The sequence below is a fragment of the Acetivibrio sp. genome, assembly GCF_035371925.1.
Lineage (GTDB): Bacteria > Bacillota > Clostridia > Acetivibrionales > Acetivibrionaceae > Hungateiclostridium.
Map to the genome: position 1 here is coordinate 1 of NZ_DAORXT010000027.1, position 20,943 is coordinate 20,943.

Here is a 20,943-nt window from a genome sequence, read left to right on the forward strand (position 1 = left end):
ATTCTATGATTGAGTGAGAAAACGAGAGAAAAATGAAGAAATATTAGGGAGGTGGCATAAGGCATCATCCGTAAAGCTTTACAACAAATTATATAAAATTTTAAGGGGGAGAGTGAAAATTGAGTATGAAAACAAGCTTTTCAAAAGCTAAAAAGATGCAGGTTATTCTTTTGATAATCTGTATGGTAAGTTCGATTATTGCAGTACCTTCATATGTATCCGCCGAAACGGAAATCAATTTTGCGAAGGCATTGCAGTTGTCTCTTTATTTCTACGATGCCAACAAATGCGGTGAGGGAATAACAGGAGGCAGGCTTGAATGGAGAGGAGACTGTCACGTAGAAGACAAGGAAGTTCCTCTGATTCCAATGACAGAAGATTGTTTCGGTACCAATATGTCGCAGGAGTATATCGATAAATACAGACATATATTTGACCCGGATGGAGACGGTACCGTAGACCTAAGCGGCGGAATGCACGACGCCGGAGACCATGTAAAGTTTGGACTTCCGGGTTCATACGCAGCATCAACCGTAGGTTGGGGTTTCTATGAATTCAGAGAAGCTTATGAAAAGGTTGGTGTAGACGACCACGCAAAAGATATTTTGAGATGGTTTAACGATTTCTATCTTAAGGCTACATTCTTGGATGAAGACGGAAATGTAATTGCTTATTGCTATCAGGTGGGAGAAGGTAATATTGACCACAACTTCTGGAATCCTCCAGAGCTTCAAGACTCAAAGGTTCTTGATTTGTTTGCAAGACCCGCTTATTTTGCTACACCTGAAACTCCTGCAAGTGACCAATGTGCAGGTGCATCAGCATCCTTGGCAATAAATTATCTCAATTTCAAAGATGAAGACCCTGAATATGCTCAAAGATGTCTTGATACAGCCATTGCCCTTTACGAGTTTGCAAAGAAATACAGAGGACTTGGCGAATCCGGAGGATTCTACGGTTCTTCCTATGACCATGACGAATTGGCGTGGGCTGCTGTTTGGCTCAACATTGCAACCGGAGATATGCAATACATAGATGATATTGTTTCAGTTGACAGCGAAGGATTTTACACCGGTTACATGCAAAGAATTATTAGAGACACTACCAACTCATGGCAAAACATATGGGTTCACTGTTGGGACACTGTATGGGGCGGAGTATTTGCAAAGCTTGCTCCAATAACAAATACAGAAAGAGACTGGTATATTTTCCGCTGGAATCTGGAATACTGGTCCGGAATTCCCCATGAAAATCCGAATGATACAACCTTCCTTGCTAAGAGTCCGGCTGGATATAGCGTTGTAAACGCTTACGGATCTGCAAGGTATAATACAGCTGCCCAGCTTTGTGCTCTTGTATACAGAAAGTATACCGGCAGAACTGACTTTGCCGATTGGGCAAAAGGCCAGATGGAGTATATTATGGGTAACAACCCAATGAACAGAAGCTATATTGTAGGTTATTCCGAAAACAGTGCAAAACATCCTCACCATCGTGCAGCTCACGGTTCTAAGACGTTAAGCATGTTAGACCCCGAGGAGCATCGTCATACACTGTGGGGAGCATTGGTAGGAGGTCCTGACCTTGATGACTATCATGTGGATGAAACCCCTGATTATGTGTACAACGAAGTTGCTGTAGACTACAATGCTGCCTTCGTAGGCGCTTGTGCCGGATTATTTTACTATTACGGTGAAGAATTGGGCCATAAGCCTGTTCCAAACTTCCCTCCAAGAGAAGACCCTGTGCAAGAATACTATCTCGAAGCAAAGGTTGAACAGGAGAATAAAGAAAGAACCCAGGTAACCATTAAAATTTACAACGATACCTGTCAGCCGCCACGATTTGAGACCGGTATGATGGCACGCTATTTCTTCAACATTTCAGAACTTTTGGATGCAGGCCAGTCCATTGAAGATATGACTATAGAGGTTTATTACGACGAAAACAAGGCAAGCTATGATGGTCCTGCAACCATGAGAGGCCCAATAAAGTATGATGACGGCGGTACTTATTATGTGGAATTTGACTGGACAGGGCGTATCATCTACGGTACCCGTGAACTCCAATTTGCGCTTATATCCAAGCAGGATTCCAACTACAAAAGCAACTGGAATCCGGAAAATGATTACAGTAGAGAAGGCTTGGGCAAAGAATATATTAGAACTGAAAGAATTCCTTTGTACTTGGACGGTGTAAAAGTGTTTGGAAATGAGCCCCCTCAAATCTCGCCATCACCAACGCCGACAGATGGACCAGGCGCTTCACCAACACCATCGCAAAAGCCTTCTCTGGAAATTTTATATAAATCCGGAGATGCCAAAGATACTACAAAGGACATCAAAGGTTCCATCAAAGTTAAAAATACAGGAAACAAGCCGGTCAATCTTTCCGATGTAAAGGTTCGTTACTGGTATACCAAGGATTCGGCTTCAAGTCAAGAATTCATATGTGACTATGCTCACTTGACCGAAGAGATGATTACGGCTAAATTTGTTGATGTTGAAAACCCGGTGGAAAACGCTGATAGTTATGTTGAGATTGGATTTAGCAGCGATGCAGGTATTTTAGGACCGGGTTCCGATACCGGTGAAATCCAATTCAGAATCGTAAAAGGCGGATTTGAAGCTTATGACCAGTCCAACGATTATTCCTACGTTGCCAATGTAAAAGAATTCACCGCAAATCCGAATATTACGGCATATGTAAATTCCGTTTTGGTATACGGTGTCCCACCGGTAGATGAAGAGGAGGATATTGAAATTATGTATGGAGACTTAAATGGAGACGGAAAAGTAAATTCTACCGATTTGTCTCTCATGAAAAAAAGAGTTGTAAGGGAAATCGACAAGTTTGTAGTTCCCGATGAAAATGCAGACTTGAATCTGGATGGAAAAATAACTTCTACCGACTATAGCATATTGAAAAGATACATTTTAAAATCAATAAAAGAATTGCCTTTAAAGCAACAATAAACTCCAACAAAACAATAGGGCCGGAAAGTAAATTCTTTCCGGCTCTTTTTTATTTTAGAAAAAAGTGAAGCACTTCATTTGAATCAAATATAGATGCTAATGATTTTAATAGGAAGTGTAGGCAACTTAATTATTTTCTTCGTCATCTTTTTCTTCGTCATCCTCATTTACAATCCTTGCAATGCTGACAACAGTGACACCTTCATCCATTCTCATGAGAGTCACTCCCTGGGTTGCCCTTCCCAAAATACTTATATCTTTTGCTTTTATCCTTATTATGCTTCCGTCGGAGCTTATCATCATTACATCGTCATCTTCGGATACAAGCTTCATGCCGGCAAGCTTTCCGGTTTTCTCAGTAACCCTGTACGTAAGAATACCTTTCCCGCCTCTAATCTGAACCTTGTATTCGTCAAGCTCCGTCCTCTTTCCAAAGCCTCTTTCGGTCACCACAAGTACGCTGGCATTTTCAATATCCGCGCTCATGCCCACTACTTCATCATCTTCATCAAGCGAAATACCTTTTACTCCCTGAGCTGCCCTTCCCAACGGTCTTACATCTTTTTCATTGAATCTTATGGACATTCCGTTTCTGGTTACCAGCAGAATATTTTTTGTGCCGTCTGTAAGCCTTACATCAATAAGCTCGTCATTTTCCCTCAGGGAAACTGCTGTAAGTCCGCCTTTTCTAATATTGTCATACTCCATCAAGTCCGTTTTCTTCACTATACCGTGTTTGGTTGCCATAAACAGATACAAGCCTTCTTTGTACTCAGATATAGGTATTACTGTAGTAACCTTTTCATTCTGGTCAAGCTGCAAAAGGTTTACAATTGCCGTTCCTTTTGCCTGTCGTCCGGCTTCCGGTATCTCATAGGTTTTTAATCTGTAAACTTTACCCTTATTTGTAAAGAACAGTATATAGTCGTGAGTTGAAGTTATAAACAATTGTTCAACAAAGTCTTCTTCCCGGGTACTGAGTCCAATTATCCCTTTACCGCCTCTTTTTTGGCTCTTATAGGTGTTGGTCGGAAGTCTCTTTACATACCCGAAATGAGTAAGGGTTACAACATTTTCTTCATCTTCGATAAGGTCTTCAATTTCTATTTCGCTTTCATCGGGAATAATTTTTGTCCTTCTTTCATCCCCGTATTTTTGCTTTATTTCTTCAAGCTCTTCTTTAATGATATTTAGCACCATAAATTCATTTGCAAGAACATCCTTGTAATATTTAATTTTTTCCAAAAGCTCTTTATATTCATTGTCAATCTTTTCTCTTTCCAAAGCTGTAAGTCTACCCAGTCTCATATCTACAATTGCCTGTGCCTGCTTTTCGGTAAATCCGAATCTTTCTATCAATGCTTCTTTGGCAGCAGATTCATTTTTTGAAGACCGGATGATGTTTATTACCTCGTTGAGGTTGTCTATTGCAATTTTCAATCCTTCCAATATATGAGCTCTTGCTTCGGCTTTGTCAAGATCAAATTTTGTCCTTCTTACTATTACATCTACCTGGTGATTGATATAATGATCTATGGCCTGTCTCAGATTAATAATCCTTGGCTCAAACTTTTTCTCTTCATTGGGAACAAGAGCTACCATATTTACATTAAATGCATCCTGCATCTGGGTATTTTTGTAAAGCTGATTTAAGACAATATTTGCATTTGCATCTTTTTTAAGTTCAATAACAATTCTCATTCCGTCCTTGTCGGACTCATCTCTTAAATCCGCAATACTGTCTATTCTCTTTTCCTTAACCAATTCTGCTATTCTTTCAATTAATCTTGCTTTATTGACCTGATACGGAAGCTCTGTCACAATTATACGCTGCTTGTTGCCCGGCATCGGCTCAATTGTGGTAACAGCCCTTACAATAATTTTTCCTCTTCCCGTGGCATATGCATCTTTAATACCCTGTTTTCCGACTATAACACCGGCTGTAGGGAAATCAGGGCCCTTGATTATCTTCATAAGCTCTTCTAGAGTCACTTCCGGATTGTCTATTACTTTAATAACTCCGTCAATAACTTCAACCAGGTTATGAGGAGGAATATTTGTAGCCATACCTACAGCAATACCTGAAGAACCGTTTACCAAAAGATTCGGAAACCTTGAAGGCAGTACCACCGGCTCAATGTGATGCTCGTCAAAATTGGGCTTAAAGTCTACAGTGTCCTTGTTGATATCCCTCAACATTTCCATGGAAATCTTGGACAGCTTTGCTTCGGTATACCTCATGGCGGCCGGAGGGTCTCCGTCAATGGAACCAAAGTTTCCGTGTCCGTCAATCTGCATATACCTCAAAGAGAAGCTTTGAGCCATACGCACCAAGCTGTCATAAACTGCGGCGTCTCCATGGGGATGATATTTACCCAAAACTTCACCGACGGTAGTGGCACATTTTCTGTATGCCTTGTCCGGCGTAAATCCCAAACCATACATGGCATAAAGTATTCTTCGGTGAACGGGCTTGAGGCCATCCCTTACATCAGGCAAAGCACGGTCGACGATTACGCTCATGGCATAATCTATAAACGACTTTTTCATCTCCGCCTCAATATTAACAGGTATTATCCTTTGCTCTTTTATATCCTTCGTATCCGACATGAAAGTTTACCTCTCTCCTATATTAAAAAATGAAATAATATTAATCAAAGCCAACTTGTAATAAAGAATTATGTCCATAACATATATTATTTTAATAAAGTTTTAAAAAACTGTCCACTTTTTTCACAATTTCAACAGTTTCGAAGTGTAAAATGGCAAAAAAAACAGGTATGATATTAATCATTCCCTGCTTTTTGTCAAATAATACTATTTTTATATCAATCCTATTTTGGAATTCTTATAACAAACTCAACATAGCTTCCCCTGTCAAATTGAGCTGCTTTCACGTCCACTCCGGATTTTTTCATAAGGATTATTGCCTGTTTTATGGTGTTTATAAATATCCGTATATCTTTAATTGCCTTTGTAAATTTTACGCCGCCTTTTTTCTCATTTTCCTTCTGCATCGTATATTTCTCTATTGCTTTTTCTACGAGCTCTTCGGTCTTTTTTACATTAAGGCCTTTTTCGCATACCTTCTTTAAAACCTTTAATTGAAGCTGTTCGTCATGAAGCTTTAAGAGAGCCCTTGCGTGTCTTTCGGTAAGATTATTGTCCGCCAATATTTTTTTCACAAGGGGAGGAAGCTTTAAAAGACGTATTTTATTTGCTATAGTCGATTGGCTTTTCCCTATTTTGCTGGCAAGTTCCTCCTGGGTAAAGCCGTGCTCATTTATTAGATTGCTATATCCTTCAGCCTCTTCCATATAACTTAAGTCTTCTCTCTGTAAGTTTTCAATAAGGGCTAAAACAGCAGAATCGTTGTCGTTTACATCCACAACAATACAGGGTATGGTGGTAAGCCCTGCCATAGTGGCAGCTCTAAGCCTTCTTTCCCCTGCTACAAGCTCGTACATATTGGCCGATATTTTCCTTACATTGATGGGTTGAAGAACTCCATACTGCTTAACCGACTCGCATAATTCTTCCAAAGCCAATTTGTTGAATTGCTTTCTGGGTTGATAGGGATTTGGTCTTATGTTTTCAATATTCACATAAATAATGTTTTTTTGTTCTTCTTCCTTCTTTGCTCTTGCAACTTGCAATCTGTTTTCCAACATAGGGCACCATCCTTTGTAAATTAATTTTGATTTTATCCTTGGTTAAACTTAAATTTGTTACCATTAAAAGTTAATTAATTTATAAAGGAGATATTCGCCCGTTCTTTTTCAATTCCTTTTTTTCCGAAGAAGAATCGTTCGCCCAAATGCGCTATATTACTGCATTTTGAGACTTATATCAATGGAACTTTTGATGGTTTACCCGACTTTCTCGGATATTTTGTCGGAGTTTGTCTAAACTTTTTTATGACAACGACATTTCTTTTAATATCGCTAAAAGGAAGATTAAACTCCAAAACATCCTCAATTTTTCCCCCAAGTATGTCCAATGCCTTTTTAGAGTTTTCAATTTCCTCCGTATTGCTTCCCTTCATCGCAATAAAATATCCTCCAACCTTGACAAAGGGAAGACAGTACTCCAATAAAACAGGTAAATTTGCCACCGCCCTTGCAACGGATATATCATACTTTTCTCTAAAATCCCCATCCACACCCTTGTCTTCGGCTCTAGCGTGTACGGTGGATATATCTTTAAGATTTAGCTTTTCTATAACTTCATTTAAAAACTTGGTTCTTTTTTCAAGAGAGTCTAAAAGCTTTACCTTAAGCCCAGGAAAAGCAATTTTTACAGGTATGCCGGGAAATCCCGCTCCTGTACCGACATCAATCAATGTTGATTCTCTGTTTTTTATAATTGGGCATATGCTGACAGAATCAATAAAATGCTTTAATATTATGTCTTTGTCTTCTTCTATGGCTGTGAGATTCATTTTTTCATTCCATTCTTTGAGCACATCCATGTATGTAAAAAACTTATCAACCTGCCCATCATCCAGGTTAACACCAAATCTGGATGCACCTTCGATTAAAAGTTCGCGCAATTTGCTTTCTTCCATATTAAAAACTCTCCTATTTTATGGTCTTTGCCTTCTTTTTTGCTCAAGATATACAAGAAGTACCGAAATATCGGCAGGAGACACTCCCGAAATTCTCGATGCCTGTCCCACCGATTCAGGCTTAATCTTGTTTAACTTCTGCCTTGCTTCAAGTCTAAGTCCTTTTATCTCATCATAGTCTATATCCTTGTCAAGCTTCTTTTCTTCAAGCTTTTTAAACTGCTCAACCTGCTGCATTTGCCTTTTAATATAGCCTTCATATTTTACTGATATTGATACCTGCTCTTTTACTGCAAAACTTAAATTTGGCCTGTTTTCGTCTATTTCTCCTAAAGCTTCATAATCCAGCTCCGGACGTCTTAAAAGGTCTGCAAGCTTGACACCGCTTTTTATAGGAGTGCTGTTGTACTTTTTAAGGAAGTTGATTACTTTCTCTGTTGGAGCAATATTAGTCTTTTTTACTCTTTCGATTTCTTCTTCTATAAGCCTTCTCTTCTCTTCAAACTTTCTATACCTCTCCTCGGATATAAGTCCAACCTCATATCCTATGGGAGTAAGCCTCAAGTCTGCATTGTCCTGTCTTAAAAGAAGTCTGTACTCAGCCCTCGAGGTCATCATCCTATAAGGCTCGTTTGTACCCTTTGTAACAATATCATCTATCAAAACTCCTATATATGCCTGGGAACGGTCTAAAATCAAAGGCTCCAATCCCTTTATCTTTCTTGCTGCATTTATACCGGCAATAATACCTTGGGCTGCAGCTTCTTCATATCCCGAAGTTCCGTTTATCTGCCCCGCCGTAAAAAGTCCTTCCACATCTCGAAGCTCCAGGGAAAGCTTTAGTTGGGTAGGATTTATACAGTCATATTCTATGGCATAGGCACTTCTCATTACCGAAACATTCTCAAGCCCCGGAACAGATCTCATCATCTCAATTTGCACATCTTCAGGAAGGCTTGTGGACATGCCCTGCAAGTACATTTCCTGAGTGTTAAGCCCCATAGGCTCTACAAAAACTTGATGACTTTCTTTTTCTTTAAACCTTACAATCTTATCCTCTATGGAAGGACAATATCTAGGACCTATTCCTTCTATCAATCCTCCAAAAAGGGCGGAACGGTGGAGATTCTCCCTGATTATTCTGTGGGTTTCGCCGGTGGTATATGTAAGATAACAGGATACCTGCTCCTTTTTTATCTCGTCGTTTTCAAAGGAAAAAGGTACAATTCTTTCGTCTCCCGGCTGTTCCTCCATCTTTGAAAAATCAATGCTTCTTCTATTTACCCTGGCAGGTGTGCCGGTTTTAAACCTCATTAGTTCAATTCCCATTTCTTTTAGGCTCTCCGAAAGCTTGTTGGCCGGAAACAAACCGTCCGGTCCTCCGCTGTAGCTCACATCACCGATAATTATCTTGCCTTTTAGATATGTTCCTGTTGCAAGAATTACAACTTTGCTTTTATATATAGTCCCCGTATGGGTTTTTACCCCTGTTACCGCTTTTTTTCCTTCTATTTCTTCATATAAAATTTCAACTATTTCTGCCTGCTTTACATCCAGGTTTTCCTGCTTTTCAAGGGTGTTTTTCATCTCAATTTGATAACTTCTTCTGTCCACTTGAGCCCTCAATGAAAAAACCGCAGGTCCCTTTGCTGAGTTTAATATTTTAGACTGTATAAAAGTCTTGTCGGTGTTTTTTCCCATTTCACCGCCCAAAGCGTCTATTTCCCTCACAAGGTGCCCTTTTGCAGTACCCCCTATGTTCGGATTGCATGGCATATTGGCAATGCTGTCCAAATTTATGGCAAATACAACAGTTTTAACGCCCAGTCTCGCGCAGGCAAGAGCCGCCTCACAACCGGCATGTCCTGCTCCGACAACAGCAACATCATATTCTCCCGCTACAAATCCCATATTCTATCCCTTCCAATTTTTTATTTTCCCAAGCAAAATCTGCTGAAAATCTCGTGCATCACATCATCGCTTACCGATTCTCCCGTTATCTGGCCAAGGTAATCGGCAGCATCGGTAATATCAATACTGACAAGGTCCAAAGTCATTGAATTTTCTATAGCATCCATTGCCTTCTTGATACTTGACACTGCACTGTCAATAAGGTTTTTATGTCTTATGTTGGTAAGTAAAATCTCTTCATTTATGTTTACCTCTCCTTGGACAAACAACTCTGTTATTGTATTTTCCAGCTCGCTTATTCCCGTACCTTCCTTTATTGAAGTTTTAATATATTTTTTTCCCTCAAGGAGAGTTTCAATTCTTTTAATTTGATTTTCATCCACAAGATCTATTTTATTTATCAAAATAATCAACTTTTTATCCCCAAGTAAAGTTAATATTTTATTGTCTTCCTCATCAATCCCTCTTTTTGCATCAATCATCATTATGACAAGGTCAGCCTCGTCAATTGCTTTATGAGTCTTTTCAACCCCTATTTTCTCAACAACATCTTCCGTCTCTCTTATACCCGCAGTATCTATTATCCTTAGAGGTATACCGTTTATATTAATATACTCCTCTATTATGTCCCTGGTGGTTCCTGGTATATCGGTAACTATGGCCTTTGATTTTCCCGAAAGCTCATTTAAAAGCGACGATTTTCCCACATTGGGTTTTCCGATTATTACTGCTTCAATTCCTTCCCTGATAATTCTTCCTTTTTCAAAACCCTTGATTATATCGCAAAGCTTTTCCTTTATAACTCCTATCTCTTTATATATCATCTGGCCTGTTATCTCTTCAATATCATGCTCGGGATAATCAACCGTAACTTCGATATGAGCTAAAAGCTCAATAAGCTTTTTTCTTGTATCTTTTATCTTTTGGGACAATTTCCCTTCCAACTGGTTTATTGCCGCTTTGGAACTCTCGTTGGTCTTTGAGTTTATAAGGTCAATTACTGCCTCTGCCTGAGAAAGATCTATTCTACCGTTTAGAAATGCCCTTTTTGTAAATTCCCCGGGCTCAGCAAGCCTTGCTCCCTGTTTTATGCATAGCTCCAGTATGTTTTTTAATACCACCATTCCGCCATGACAGTTTATTTCCACCACGTCTTCCCTTGTAAAGGTTTTTGGCTTTTCCATCTTTGAAAGAAGAACTTCATCAAGCACAGCGCCATTTTCGGGATTTACAATTTTACCATAGTTAATGGTATGGGAACGAATAAGATTAAAATCCTTATTACCTCGAAATATTTTTTCCGCTATTTCAAAAGCTCTATCTCCGCTTATTCTGATAATTCCCACACCTCCCGTACCGTGGGAAGTGGATATCGCAGCTATTGTATCTTCCTTGTACATTAGGCTTCCTCCAAATTATAGACAGTACTTTTATTATATCCAAACTTTAAAAACAGCTAAATAACAAAGATAAACTGCAAAAATGGTTCAAGAAAAATTTATCTTGAACCATTCAAGAATTCCAAAGCATTTTACATACAACATTTATTCTTTTAGATTTTTTATCCGTTTTTACTATTTTAAAGCTATTATAACTTTTCTGTTGGGCTCCTCACCTACACTATACGTTTCCACATATTTATGATTTTGCAAACATGAATGTATGACTCTTCTTTCGTACGGATTCATCGGTTCAAGAGTAATATTCTTCTTGTATTTAATTACCCTGTCTGCCAATCGGTTGGCAAGCTTTATCAGGGTTTCCTCTCTTTTTTGCCTATAGTTTTCAATGTCTATAACAAGTCTTTTATAACCTTCCTTGCTCTTATTAACAACGAGGCTGGTCAAATACTGCAGTGCGTCTAATGTTTCTCCTCTTCTTCCGATTATTATTCCGATATCGTCACCTTGTATTCTAAGGAAAACAGTATCTTCTGTTTCTTCAACCAAAACATCTGCATGTACGTTCATTTTACTGAATACATCCAGTAAGAATTTTTTTGCCTTGTCTCCACTTGTCTCCTTCAAAGTGACCTTTACCCTTGCCAGCTTACTTCCTATCAGTCCGAATATCCCTTTGGTTCCTTCCTCCAAGACTTCTACCTCTACTTGATCCTCAGTCGTATTCAACTCTGCAAGAGCCAGATCTATTGCTTCCTTAACCGTCTTAGCGGACTTTTCTACAAACTGTGGCATTTAACTATTCGTGTCCTCCTTCTTTTTCATAATAAATTTATTTATTATGAACTCTTGAATTATCTGAAAAACATTACTCGTCAACCAATACAACCCCAATGCCGCAGGAGCCTGGAAAGAAATAATACCCGTCATTATCGGAGCAATCCACATCATGCTCTTGTTCATTGAAGCCGACATATCATCTTGTTTTTGATTTTTTGAATTTTTCGAATTTGCTGAATCCTTTACGCTCTGAGTCCTCATCATCATCAACTTACTTGAAAAATAAGTTGCAAGAACCGCAAGTATAGGTATCAACAACAAAGGCAGATATGTTGCCACATCTTCAGTAAAATTCAATTTCGGTATCTTACCCAAATCAAATTTTATAAAACCGATATTTTCAACCACATCGAGCTTCCCGCTTCTTAATGCGGCTTCTATTTGATAGTATATACTCTTCATATTTATTTGAGACAAACCATTAGCAGCCTGATTCAACTCATTTACCAAAGCCTCTATCTGGTCTTTGGTCATATTGAACATATAAGTTAAAGGTTCTCTAATAACGTAATACAATGACACCATTATAGGTAACTGAATAAGAGCAGGTAAACAACCGCTAGTAGGGCTAAAATTATGCTCTTGGTAAACCTTAAGCAGTTCCTGATTCTGCATTTGAGGATCATTCTTGTATTTTCTCTGAATCTCTCTTATCAAAGGCTGTATTTCCTGCATCTTCATAGACGATTTGTACTGCTTTATAGTCAAAGGTAACAATAATAATTTAACAAATATTGTAAACAAAATAATTGCCAACCCATAACTCTCAAAAGCCAAATTCTCATAAATAAAAACCAATATTTGTCCTAATGCCCGCGAAATTACTCCCATTTTCCTTTTTTCCCCTTTTGTTATTTAACCGGATCATACCCTCCAGGATGAAAGGGATGACATTTCAATATCCTCTTTACAGCCATAAACCCTCCTTTAATTATACCATACTTGCTGATAGCATCAATTGCATACTGTGAGCAAGTAGGATAAAATCTGCAACTAGGTACGGCTTTCAGAGGAGAAATCCATCTTTGGTACAACTTAATTATACATATTACCCATTTTCTAAACAACACCATTTCTCCTGTTCGAATACATCAAGCTTTTTAAGCAAGAACTTCATTTCTCTTTTAATATCTGCGAAATCAGGCATTTGCTCTCTCGTTCTTGCTACAAAAACCAAGTCATACCCGTTTTTTATAAATTCTTCATAGTATTTGTAGTTTTCTCTAATAAGCCTTTTCATTCTGTTCCTTTTAACGCTTTTACCGAATTTTTTGCCTACAGTTATACCCAATCTTTTAATATCAAGACCATTTTTCATAACATATAGTACGATGTTTTTTCCTGCATAAAACTTTCCCTTTTTATACAGCCTTAGAAATTCGGAGTTTTTCTTTAGTGGAACAGTATTTTTCATCGATTCTCCCTAATCTTCTTTCACAATTTAAATAAAAAGACCACATTTATGCGGTCTTACGCTGAAAGAACTTTTCTTCCTTTCAATCTGCGCCTTCTTAAAACTTTTCTGCCATTTGCAGTTTTCATTCTCTTTCTGAATCCATGTTCCTTTTTTCTTTGTCTTTTCTTAGGTTGATATGTCCTTAACACAACAAACACCCCCAATCCTTTCTTAAAATTGCTATCTGAACCCCTCTACCCAATCATTTTTATACGTAATTCAAGATTCAAAACAGCAACTATAACGAAAAATACCCTATTGTAATTGTAGTTTAATAAAAATACCTTATCAATTATATATTAAATCAATTATCAATGTCAAGAAACTATTTTTGTGGATAATTATAAATTAATTTTATTTTTTTGTGGATATCTTTTCGTTTTCTTGTTGAATATTGCCCCAAAGTCTGATAATATATTAAATACCTGTTGATAACTCACAACTTATCAACATAAATTGTTAATAACTCTGTTGGCAACCTGAGTAAAAACTTTTTTAATTTGCTTTATTAAAAATTATATTTTTTACCACTATTATTATATGTTTTTTTCAATGACTTATACAAAATTATTTCAATTAAATGCTTAAGATGCCTTTATTTTGTCAATGATTTTGTATATGCAGAAGTTTTAAATCAATATGTTTTTGTTTATTACCCAATTAATTAAACCAATGACAAATTGTCTTACAAACTTAAGACAAGCGGCATTAAATTTAAAAATTACATTATTTTTATTCTTTTAATGGTTTTGGAGGAGTTTATGAATACCCAGTTAAATGAAATATGGCAAAAAACTTTAGGGTTGCTTAAAAACGAACTTACGGAGATTAGTTTCAATACCTGGATCAAGACTATCGATCCCTTGTCTTTGACAGCCAATACCATAAACTTGGCTGTTCCTGCTGATTTCAACAAGGGAATTCTTGAGTCAAGGTATCAGACTCTTATAAAGAATGCTATCAAACAGGTTACTTTTAAAGAATATGAAATTGCATTTATCGTACCTTCACAGGAAAGCTTAAACAAGCTGCCAAAGCAAACTGAAAGCGTAAGCAACGAGGATTCTACTTTATCGATATTAAATCCTAAATATACCTTTGACACTTTTGTCATAGGCAACAGCAACAGATTTGCACACGCAGCCGCACTGGCCGTGGCCGAAGCGCCGGGAAAAGCATACAATCCTTTATTCATATACGGCGGAGTGGGACTTGGAAAGACTCACTTAATGCACGCCATCGGACATTACATATTGGAGCAAAATTCTTCCCAAAGGGTTTTGTATGTTTCATCCGAAAAATTTACCAATGAACTTATTAACGCTATCAAGGACAACAGAAATGAGGAATTTAGATCCAAATACAGAAATATAGATGTACTTCTCATAGACGACATACAATTTATTGCCGGCAAAGAAAGAACCGAAGAAGAATTTTTCCATACCTTCAATGCTCTTTACGAAGCAAACAAACAGATAATTCTGTCCAGCGACAAGCCTCCAAAGGAGATTTCCCTAGAAGACCGTCTAAGGTCAAGGTTTGAGTGGGGCTTGATAGCGGACATGCAGGCACCGGATCTGGAAACCAGAATAGCAATATTAAGAAAAAAGGCTCAACTTGAGAACCTCAATGTTCCAAACGATGTGATTGTATTTATCGCCGACAAAATTGCATCAAACATCAGAGAACTTGAAGGTGCTCTAAACAGAGTTATAGCTTACTCATCCCTTACAGAAAATGAAATTACGGTTGATCTGGCCAACGAAGCATTAAAGGACATACTGTCGGCAAACAAAGCAAAAATCCTAAACTGCACTTCAATTCAAGAAGCAGTGGCCAGATACTTTGACATAAGACCGGAAGACTTTAAATCAAAGAAAAGAACAAGGGACATTGCATTTCCAAGACAAATTGCAATGTATCTATGCAGAGAACTTACCGATATGTCCCTTCCCAAAATCGGCGAAGAATTTGGAGGAAGAGACCATACTACTGTAATACATGCGTGCGACAAGATAAGTGAAGAAATAGAAAGCAATTCCGAAACCAGGCGGGCTGTAAGTGAAATAAAGAGAAACTTGTTGGGAAAATAATTAGAGAAGCTTTCATAAATACATTCAAAATTTTACACATTTATTTTTTTTTAAATTAGAAGATATCAACAGAAATTGTTGATATGGGGACAACTTCATGTGGTCAACTTGTGTATAATTTAATTAAAGTTGAATCATTGTTAAAGCTGTTGATTACCGGATACAAAATATCTACAATTTAGTAACAGGGTAAATCAATTTATTTTTCTTGCTTTGACTTACTTATACACAATATCAACAACACTTATTACTATTATTACTGTTTTTATAATTATTACCTTATATAAAAAAACGAGCAGGAGGCTTTTTCAATATGAAAATAATTTGTTCCAAAGAGCATCTGATGGAAGGAATCAATATCGTGCAAAAAGCAGTACCGACAAAAGCAACCTTACCTATACTCGAAGGAATACTAATAGAAGCTTATGACGAATTTAAAATGACCGGAAACGATATGGAATTGGGAATAGAGTGTCTTATAAATGCAGATATTATGGAAAAGGGATCCATAGTATTAAACTCCAAAACGTTTGGAGATATAGTAAGGAGACTGCCTGACTCCGAGGTATTGATTGAAGTTAAAGAAAACAATACCGTTATAATTGAATGCGACAACTCTCACTTTGAACTAAAAGGTATGCCGTCCGACAGCTTTCCTTCATTACCTTCAATTGAAAGAGAAAATATGATTAAGGTAAGTCAGAAAGCAGTCAGGGATATGATAAGACAGACACTGTTTGCCGTAAGCACTGATGGAAACAGACCGATACTTACCGGTTCCTTAATCGAGTGTATCGGAAATGAAATCGCTATAGTTTCAATTGACGGATTCAGAATGGCCTTAAGGAAAAACTTCAACAATGAAGGATTTTCGGAATTTAGCGTTGTTGTACCCGGAAAAACCCTCAACGAGATAGTTAAAATTTTGCAACCAGTTGATGAAGACATCAATATATATAGCTCACAAAATCAAATACTGTTTGAAATCGGAAATTGCAAAGTTGTATCAAGATTGCTGGAAGGTGAATACTTAAACTATAAAAGTATTATACCGACAGAGTACGAAACAAGCGTAAGATTGAAAACCGAAGATCTTTTGTCGAGCCTTGAAAGGGCATCGTTGATTACATCGGATGAAAAGAAGTACCCTGTAAAATTCAACATCAGCGACGACAAAATAATCATTACTTCAAATACGGAAATAGGAGCAGTCAGAGAAGAAGTAAGAGTTGAAGTAAACGGAAGCAATATGGAAGTTGGCTTTAATCCCAGATACTTTATTGAAGCACTTAAAGCTATAGATGATGAGTTTGTTGACATATACTTTAATTCAAGTATAGGTCCGTGTACGATAAGACCCTTAGAAGGAGAAGGCTTTGCATACATGATACTTCCTGTAAGAATAAAAAATGACTAGAAGGTGCATATATGGAAAACGTTAAAATTAATACCGAGTATATCAAACTGGATCAGTTTTTGAAATGGGCAAATACAGTTTCAATGGGTTCTGAAGCAAAGTCATTGATACAGGCCGGTTTGGTAAAAGTTAACGATGAAGTTGAACTAAGAAGGGGAAGAAAACTTAGAGCAGGAGATGTTGTTGAAATAAATAATAGAAAATTCCAAATAGTTTAATGTTTGGAGGTTATTTATTGTACATTGATAAAATATCTCTTAAAAATTTTAGAAATTATAGAGATGAGACAATAGAATTTTCCAAAGACTTAAATATAATTTATGGCCAAAATGCCCAAGGGAAGACAAATATAATTGAGGCTGTATTTTTATGCGCTTCCGGTCGTTCACACCGTACCTCAAAAGATGCTGAGCTTGTAAACATTGACGGTACGGGTTTTAGTATTTTACTTGAGCTTGAAAAGACTGAAGGCAGAAAGAATATAGGGATTGAATATGAGCGGGGAAAGAAAAAAATAGTAAAAATAAATGAAGTCCCTGTAAAGAAAATCGGAAGCCTAATGGGTAATTTGGTAGCCGTTATATTTTCCCCTGAGGATATTTTAATAATAAAAGAGGGTCCTTCACAAAGGAGAAGGTTCATCGACATAACTTTGTGTCAGCTAAAGCCATCCTACTTCTACGATTTACAGCAATATAACAAAATTCTTTTGCAAAGGAACGCATTACTTAAAGAGATTCAATTTAGACGAAGCCTTCTAGACACCCTTGAAGTATGGGATTATAAAATAGCCGAGCTGTCTTCTAGAATAATGATTGCAAGAAATGAATTTATAAATAGGCTTTGTGAAATAGCCAAAAGGATTCATTTTAACTTGACGGATGGCAGTGAAAGCATGGAGATTAAATACTCACCGTCTGTGGGTTTACATAATTTATCAGATCCGGCCGAGCTAAAGAATGAATTTATTAAGCAGCTTAGCAATACCCGGGCATCTGAATTGAAAAGGTGCGTAACATTAATTGGTCCCCACCGGGATGATTATGAAATGGTGTTAAACGGTTTAAGCTTAAAAATGTTCGGATCCCAGGGGCAGCAGAGAACTTCCGTACTTTCTTTAAAACTCGCAGAAATAGAAATAATCAGAAGTGAAACCGATGAAAACCCTGTACTTTTACTTGATGATGTAATGTCAGAGCTGGATTTTAAAAGAAGAGAATTTTTGCTGGAAAATATAAAAAACATTCAAACTTTTATTACGTGCACCGATAAAGATTTATTTGAGAACAGAAATTTTGGAGATAATTTATATATAAGGGTTGAAGCGGGAAGAGCATATTATTGACAAATGTATTATTATTGATTTAGTGTTGCTTTAAGGAAAAAAAATTGCAGTTTGTTTTAATTTAAGATAAAATAAATTAGTTAGGGCATTAGAAAGCAGACAGCTAAGCTATAATATAAATTTTGCAGTAATTATTGATTGTTGGAGGAATATTATGTTTTTGCATATTGGTGGAGATCATGTAGTACCTTTGAAAAATATAATTGCCATATTGGATATGGAAACTACCACAATATCAAAGGACACAAAGGACTTTTTGGCCATCGCTGAAGAAGAAGGTTTTATACAGGCTGTCTCGTCCGACATACCGAAATCGTTTATAATCACTGAGACAGATAAAAAGAGTATTATTTATTTGTCCCCGATTTCTTCAGTAACTTTACAAAAACGCGCAGGTTATTTGGATGACTTTTCAAAAGAAACAAGAGATTTAAAATAGATTTTTGTATATAATTTCACCGCTTCAAATATAGGAGGGAAAAATGCAAGAGATTAATTGTGAATTGAACAAGTATGACGAGAGTAATATACAGGTTTTGGAAGGTCTTGAGGCTGTAAGAAAAAGACCCGGTATGTATATAGGCAGCACGTCGTCAAGGGGATTGCACCATTTGGTGTATGAGATAATGGATAACAGTATAGATGAAGCTCTTGCCGGATTCTGTAATGAAATAAAAGTTATAATAAACAAAGACAATTCTATTACCAATATTGATAACGGAAGGGGTATACCTGTCGGAATACATCCTAAGCTTGGTATACCCACTGTTGAAGTTGTCCATACAGTACTGCATGCAGGAGGAAAATTCGACGGACAGGGTTACAAAGTATCCGGAGGACTTCATGGTGTTGGTGCTTCTGTCGTCAATGCACTGTCGGAATTTTTGGAGGTTGAAGTTTTCCGTGACGGACATATATACAAACAAAGATATGAAAGAGGAAAACCGGTAACTCCGGTAGATATAATCGGTGACACAAATTTAACCGGAACAAAGACTACTTTTAAACCTGACCCGGAAATATTTGAAGTAACTGAATTTGATTTTGAGGTTTTATTGACAAGATTGAGAGAGCTTGCTTTCTTAAACAAGGGCTTGAAAATTGTGTTAAGGGATGAAAGGCCTCAGGAGCCTGTTGAGAAGCAGCTTCATTATGAAGGTGGAATAGTCTCTTTTGTAGAGTACATGGACAGGAATAAAGATCCGTTGCATGCACCAATTTATTTCGACGGATATAAGGATGGCTCCTATATTGAGATTGCAATGCAGTATAACAAGGATGTTTATGTAGAAAACATTCACAGTTTTGCAAACAATATATCGACGGCCGAAGGTGGTACCCACCTTACCGGATTTAAGACAGCTATAACAAAAGTACTTAACGATTATGCCAAAAAATTTAATTTTTTAAAAGAAAATGAAAAAAACCTCTTAGGAGAAGATGTAAGAGAAGGTTTGACTGCTGTTATCAGTGTAAAAATTCCTGATCCTCAATTTGAAGGACAAACAAAGACCAAGCTTGGCAACAGTGAGGTAAGGGGTTTGGTGGAAAGTATAATAAACGAAAAGTTTGCAAGTTTCCTTGAGGAAAATCCTTCAATAACGAAGCTTATTTTGGATAAATGTCTGATGTCTGCAAGGGCAAGGGAAGCTGCTAGAAAGGCAAGGGAACTTACAAGAAGAAAAAGTGTTTTAGAGTCCACCACACTTCCAGGAAAACTTGCAGATTGTACTGAAAGGGATCCGTCCCTTTGCGAAATATTTATTGTTGAGGGTGATTCTGCCGGAGGTTCGGCAAAGCAGGGTAGAAATAGAAAATTTCAGGCTATTCTGCCCCTCTGGGGAAAAATGCTCAATGTTGAAAAGGCCCGTATGGACAAGGTTTACGGTAACGATAAGCTTACTCCGGTTATAACGGCTTTAGGAACAAACATTGGCCAAGATTTTGACATAACAAAGCTTAGGTATCATAAAATAATTTTAATGGCAGATGCCGATGTTGACGGTGCTCATATCAGGACATTGCTGCTGACATTTTTCTATAGATACATGACTCCGTTAATTACCAACGGTTATGTATATATTGCACAGCCTCCGCTTTTTAAGATTACTAAAGGAAAAACAGAGGTTTATGCTTATAATGAAGTTGAGGTTGAGAAAATAATAAGAGAGAACCAATGGAAAAAAGAAGACTGTACAATACAGAGATTTAAAGGTTTGGGTGAAATGAATCCTGAGCAATTATGGACTACTACAATGGACCCTGAAACCAGAACTATTTTAAGAGTTGAGCTTGAGGATGCCATCGCAGCTGATGAGATTTTCACTATTTTGATGGGAGATAAAGTTGAACCTAGAAAAGAGTTTATACAGGCCAATGCAAAGCTTGTAACCAATCTTGATATATAAATAAGTTTATTTTGCTTAACGGATATAGGGCAGATAGTTTTAAAATTGTCTGTTCTATATCTTTTTTATATATTTCGTTTATTAAAATTGTATTATAATACTGTTTAAAACGGTATTTTAGATTGACAAGATTTTTTCTTAGTTTGCATAAAATTTAATATATAGCAGTAGGGTATAGGATGTTGTAATTACTTTTAAAATTAAATGTTTTAAATGCTTTTTTATTTTAATATAAATTAATAATCAATGACGTTTGATAGTATAGAACTAATTATATATCATACAGTCTGATGAAGATAACATAATATTACGCGATGATAAATTATCATATTTTTATAAATGTAGCTTTTCTCTTTAAGCGGCATTTTTCTTTCGCCTTGTTGCATAAGGCTATAGAAAGTTAATTTTATTGAAGCTATAAATTTTTTTTAATTAAAGTGTTATAATTGCTTTGATTATATGGAAGCAGTTCTAAAGAAAAAATGTTTCACGTGAAACATTTTATGTTTTTATTTTTATTGAGTAACTCAT

General features: G+C 36.9%; 17 protein-coding genes. 7 read left to right on the plus strand and 10 right to left on the minus strand.

What is annotated here, in order from left to right; translation table 11 throughout:
- The first annotated feature begins 125 nt into the window (after positions 1–125).
- Entirely contained in the window at positions 126–2,975 is a 2,850-nt protein-coding gene (locus PLH43_RS05470; protein WP_324360971.1) for a glycoside hydrolase family 9 protein, read from the plus strand.
- Positions 2,976–3,101: 126 nt separating this feature from the next.
- Here PLH43_RS05470 and gyrA read toward each other — a convergent pair whose 3' ends face one another.
- The 10 genes from gyrA to rpmH all read right to left on the minus strand — a co-directional run bounded on the left by gyrA (position 3,102) and on the right by rpmH (position 13,298).
- On the minus strand, positions 3,102–5,585 hold the full coding sequence (gyrA, locus tag PLH43_RS05475) for a DNA gyrase subunit A (RefSeq protein ID WP_324360910.1): 2,484 nt from the start codon (positions 5,583–5,585) through the stop codon (positions 3,102–3,104).
- 224 nt (positions 5,586–5,809) lie between these two features.
- Entirely contained in the window at positions 5,810–6,646 is an 837-nt protein-coding gene (gene noc, locus PLH43_RS05480) for a nucleoid occlusion protein (RefSeq protein WP_324360913.1), read from the minus strand.
- Positions 6,647–6,819: 173 nt separating this feature from the next.
- Positions 6,820–7,542 (minus strand): 16S rRNA (guanine(527)-N(7))-methyltransferase RsmG, encoded by a 723-nt coding sequence (gene rsmG / locus PLH43_RS05485; protein ID WP_324360915.1) that lies wholly within the window; start codon positions 7,540–7,542, stop codon positions 6,820–6,822.
- Between the two features lie 18 nt (positions 7,543–7,560).
- Positions 7,561–9,453, minus strand: coding sequence for a tRNA uridine-5-carboxymethylaminomethyl(34) synthesis enzyme MnmG (gene mnmG / locus PLH43_RS05490; RefSeq protein ID WP_324360917.1), 1,893 nt, complete (start codon positions 9,451–9,453; stop codon positions 7,561–7,563).
- 20 nt (positions 9,454–9,473) lie between these two features.
- Complete coding sequence (mnmE, locus tag PLH43_RS05495; RefSeq protein ID WP_324360919.1) at positions 9,474–10,853, minus strand: tRNA uridine-5-carboxymethylaminomethyl(34) synthesis GTPase MnmE; 1,380 nt, start codon at positions 10,851–10,853, stop codon at positions 9,474–9,476.
- A 174-nt stretch (positions 10,854–11,027) separates the two neighbouring features.
- The gene (gene jag / locus PLH43_RS05500) at positions 11,028–11,648 is read right to left on the minus strand and encodes an RNA-binding cell elongation regulator Jag/EloR (RefSeq protein ID WP_324360921.1); all 621 of its coding nucleotides are present in this window, start codon (positions 11,646–11,648) and stop codon (positions 11,028–11,030) included.
- Complete coding sequence (locus PLH43_RS05505; protein ID WP_324360924.1) at positions 11,649–12,524, minus strand: YidC/Oxa1 family membrane protein insertase; 876 nt, start codon at positions 12,522–12,524, stop codon at positions 11,649–11,651. It lies immediately after the preceding gene.
- A 20-nt stretch (positions 12,525–12,544) separates the two neighbouring features.
- Entirely contained in the window at positions 12,545–12,760 is a 216-nt protein-coding gene (gene yidD, locus PLH43_RS05510) for a membrane protein insertion efficiency factor YidD (RefSeq protein WP_324360926.1), read from the minus strand.
- Positions 12,742–13,107: a ribonuclease P protein component gene (gene rnpA, locus PLH43_RS05515; RefSeq protein ID WP_324360928.1), complete on the minus strand. Its 366-nt coding sequence runs from the start codon at positions 13,105–13,107 to the stop codon at positions 12,742–12,744. Before rnpA ends, yidD begins: the two co-directional genes overlap by 19 nt.
- 56 nt (positions 13,108–13,163) lie before the next feature.
- The gene (rpmH, locus tag PLH43_RS05520; protein WP_003513349.1) at positions 13,164–13,298 is read right to left on the minus strand and encodes a 50S ribosomal protein L34; all 135 of its coding nucleotides are present in this window, start codon (positions 13,296–13,298) and stop codon (positions 13,164–13,166) included.
- 612 nt (positions 13,299–13,910) lie between these two features.
- Between rpmH and dnaA the strand changes: the two genes are divergently transcribed.
- The 6 genes from dnaA (at position 13,911) to gyrB (ending at position 20,412) form a co-directional block, all read left to right on the plus strand.
- A complete protein-coding gene (gene dnaA, locus PLH43_RS05525) occupies positions 13,911–15,242 on the plus strand; it encodes a chromosomal replication initiator protein DnaA (protein ID WP_324360937.1) in 1,332 nt (443 codons plus the stop codon).
- Positions 15,243–15,555: 313 nt separating this feature from the next.
- The gene (gene dnaN, locus PLH43_RS05530; protein WP_324360939.1) at positions 15,556–16,659 is read left to right on the plus strand and encodes a DNA polymerase III subunit beta; all 1,104 of its coding nucleotides are present in this window, start codon (positions 15,556–15,558) and stop codon (positions 16,657–16,659) included.
- Between the two features lie 11 nt (positions 16,660–16,670).
- Entirely contained in the window at positions 16,671–16,877 is a 207-nt protein-coding gene (gene yaaA / locus PLH43_RS05535; RefSeq protein ID WP_324360941.1) for a S4 domain-containing protein YaaA, read from the plus strand.
- 17 nt (positions 16,878–16,894) lie between these two features.
- The gene (gene recF / locus PLH43_RS05540; RefSeq protein WP_324360943.1) at positions 16,895–18,004 is read left to right on the plus strand and encodes a DNA replication/repair protein RecF; all 1,110 of its coding nucleotides are present in this window, start codon (positions 16,895–16,897) and stop codon (positions 18,002–18,004) included.
- 154 nt (positions 18,005–18,158) lie between these two features.
- Positions 18,159–18,443, plus strand: coding sequence for an extracellular matrix/biofilm biosynthesis regulator RemA family protein (locus tag PLH43_RS05545; RefSeq protein ID WP_324360945.1), 285 nt, complete (start codon positions 18,159–18,161; stop codon positions 18,441–18,443).
- Between the two features lie 43 nt (positions 18,444–18,486).
- Entirely contained in the window at positions 18,487–20,412 is a 1,926-nt protein-coding gene (gyrB, locus tag PLH43_RS05550; protein ID WP_324360947.1) for a DNA topoisomerase (ATP-hydrolyzing) subunit B, read from the plus strand.
- The last annotated feature ends 531 nt before the right edge of the window (positions 20,413–20,943 follow it).

Coding starts and splice junctions, on each gene's coding strand:
- gyrB (WP_324360947.1), top strand. CDS start 18,487: ATGCAAGAGATTAATTGTGAATTGAACAAGTATGACGAGAGTAATATA.
- PLH43_RS05470 (WP_324360971.1), top strand. CDS start 126: ATGAAAACAAGCTTTTCAAAAGCTAAAAAGATGCAGGTTATTCTTTTG.
- jag (WP_324360921.1), bottom strand. CDS start 11,648: ATGCCACAGTTTGTAGAAAAGTCCGCTAAGACGGTTAAGGAAGCAATA.
- rnpA (WP_324360928.1), bottom strand. CDS start 13,107: ATGAAAAATACTGTTCCACTAAAGAAAAACTCCGAATTTCTAAGGCTG.
- rsmG (WP_324360915.1), bottom strand. CDS start 7,542: ATGGAAGAAAGCAAATTGCGCGAACTTTTAATCGAAGGTGCATCCAGA.
- PLH43_RS05505 (WP_324360924.1), bottom strand. CDS start 12,524: ATGGGAGTAATTTCGCGGGCATTAGGACAAATATTGGTTTTTATTTAT.
- PLH43_RS05545 (WP_324360945.1), top strand. CDS start 18,159: ATGTTTTTGCATATTGGTGGAGATCATGTAGTACCTTTGAAAAATATA.
- mnmE (WP_324360919.1), bottom strand. CDS start 10,853: ATGTACAAGGAAGATACAATAGCTGCGATATCCACTTCCCACGGTACG.
- dnaA (WP_324360937.1), top strand. CDS start 13,911: ATGAATACCCAGTTAAATGAAATATGGCAAAAAACTTTAGGGTTGCTT.
- gyrA (WP_324360910.1), bottom strand. CDS start 5,585: ATGTCGGATACGAAGGATATAAAAGAGCAAAGGATAATACCTGTTAAT.
- dnaN (WP_324360939.1), top strand. CDS start 15,556: ATGAAAATAATTTGTTCCAAAGAGCATCTGATGGAAGGAATCAATATC.
- mnmG (WP_324360917.1), bottom strand. CDS start 9,453: ATGGGATTTGTAGCGGGAGAATATGATGTTGCTGTTGTCGGAGCAGGA.
- noc (WP_324360913.1), bottom strand. CDS start 6,646: ATGTTGGAAAACAGATTGCAAGTTGCAAGAGCAAAGAAGGAAGAAGAA.
- yaaA (WP_324360941.1), top strand. CDS start 16,671: ATGGAAAACGTTAAAATTAATACCGAGTATATCAAACTGGATCAGTTT.